The 1,696-nt window shown below is 67.0% G+C and carries 2 protein-coding genes; both read right to left on the bottom strand.

Features of this window, described 5'->3' with window-relative positions:
* The coding region (locus ABYB95_RS23080) for a DUF1173 domain-containing protein (protein WP_372662564.1) at window positions 1–1,180 on the bottom strand (1,180 nt) is incomplete at its 3' end.
* A gap of 9 nt (window positions 1,181–1,189) precedes the next feature.
* Window positions 1,190–1,696: LPD7 domain-containing protein (locus tag ABYB95_RS23075; RefSeq protein WP_372662561.1), on the bottom strand; the 507-nt coding region annotated here is incomplete at its 5' end.

Below are 1,696 nucleotides of genomic sequence, written 5' to 3'. Positions count from 1 at the left end.
TCCACCGCCATTCAGGGTTGTCGCTGTCGGGCTCTGTGATTGCCATCGCCGGGGATGCTTCCGGGTTGTGCTCGCGGTCGATGAAGAGTGGGTAGGGCGCAGGGCTGCAGTCCAGCAGGCTGGCACAGACCAGTGCCTGAGTGGTGGGCACGTTGTACCGGAGGCTTTTGACGAAGGAGCGGCCCTGCCGTACCAGTGCCCCGACCAGTTGCCTGTCCCAGCCGTCGTCCACCGGTAGCCACTGCGCGGTGGTGAGCATGAGGGACAGTTCCACGATGCCCGGTGTGCCAGCTTCGTCCACGCGGAAGGTGGCGATCATGACCAAGTGCAGGTCGGGCTCGGTGCCCCAGAGAGTGAGCTCGTGTTCAAAGCTTCTGCCCAGGCGCCGGTACAGCGCGTCGTCCAGCGCGAAGGCTTGGTCGGGCAGGTGTTTGAAGACCACCTTGTGCCCGTAGCGGGTGGGTGAGATGTCCTTGACTTCGGCCACCATGAGCAGCAGGGGCTGGGGTTGCCCGTGTCGCGGTGCTCCATGCGCCCACAACCGTTGTCGGCGGGACTGGATGGCGTCGAGCTGTTCCACCGAAAACACCTCGGGGATGTAGAGGCTGCCCAGCAGGGCGTGGCCGTGGACGAACTTGTTTTCGGCGGCCTGCAGCAGGTGTTTGCGCACGGTGCTCCAGGTGCGACGGCCGGCAAACCCGGGTTTCCAGTGGGTCAGTTCGGCCTGGTCCCACAGGTAGTGCAGCAGGGCGCGCAGGCCTAGCCGGTGGCCGTGGGCGACCACGCTGCTGCTGGAACTGGCTGATGGGGGCTGCGCGGCCCGGCCGGGCAGTTTGGACATCGGAAAGTCGAGCTTGAGCGTCGTCATGCCGGTGGCCGGGTTCTCGACGATGGCCGTGCCAACCAGCGGGCCGAGGCCGCTGAACTCGGCTGGTGGTTCGTAGGACGGACAGGTGGTGGCGTGTTGGCTGCCGGTGTTGGGCATGCGCTTGACTGTGAAACCGTTCAGGACGCGGGCCACGTACATCTCGATGCCCGGCTGGCCAGGCTGGCAGAGGCAGCGGGGGCGCAGGTGTTTCTCGTGCGCCGTGGCGATGGCATTCGCGAAGCCGGGGGCGTCTCTCGCCCAGCGTTGATCGCCGATGGCGTAGGCCGCTTCCACGGCCGCAGTTGTGTTCATCGCGACACTTCAGCGGGCAGGTGCAGCGCGTTCGCGACTGCGCTGCGGGTCCTGCTGGGTCGCCACCACCGGGCGCTGGGACGGGGCGTTCTTGTCGTAGATCCGCACCTTGGGGTTCTGGCCGTCTCGGATGCGCTGGGCCAGCTTCTCGGCGGCTGCGACCATGACGGCTTCGCGCCGTTTCTCGGGCACGCGGTTGGCGACGAGGATGGCTTCGATGGCGGCCAGCACGGTCTTTCGGCCACCACTGCCGCGGCCCGACGGTTTGTCAGTATTGGTGGTGGCCGTGGATGCGCTGGCGTCGCGGTGGGGTTCGATGCGGTTGATCTGGCGCAGTTCGCGTTCCACCTTGAGGCGTTCCATGTCGGCCGGGTTGGGCTCGTAGCCCAGGGTCTTCACACCGCGCACTGCGGCTTCGAGCCAGACAAGGCGGCGGAAGTCTTCGCTGCCCGCGACCCGCAGGGACCGCCAGTTGCGGGCTTCGGCCACATCAACCATGGAGCGGGCCACCGAGGG

Origin of the sequence: Hydrogenophaga sp., assembly GCF_041633695.1 — a bacterium.
Classification (GTDB): domain Bacteria; phylum Pseudomonadota; class Gammaproteobacteria; order Burkholderiales; family Burkholderiaceae_C; genus Hydrogenophaga.
Note: the sequence above shows the minus strand (reverse complement) of the source record. Positions and strands in the feature narration are given on the sequence as shown.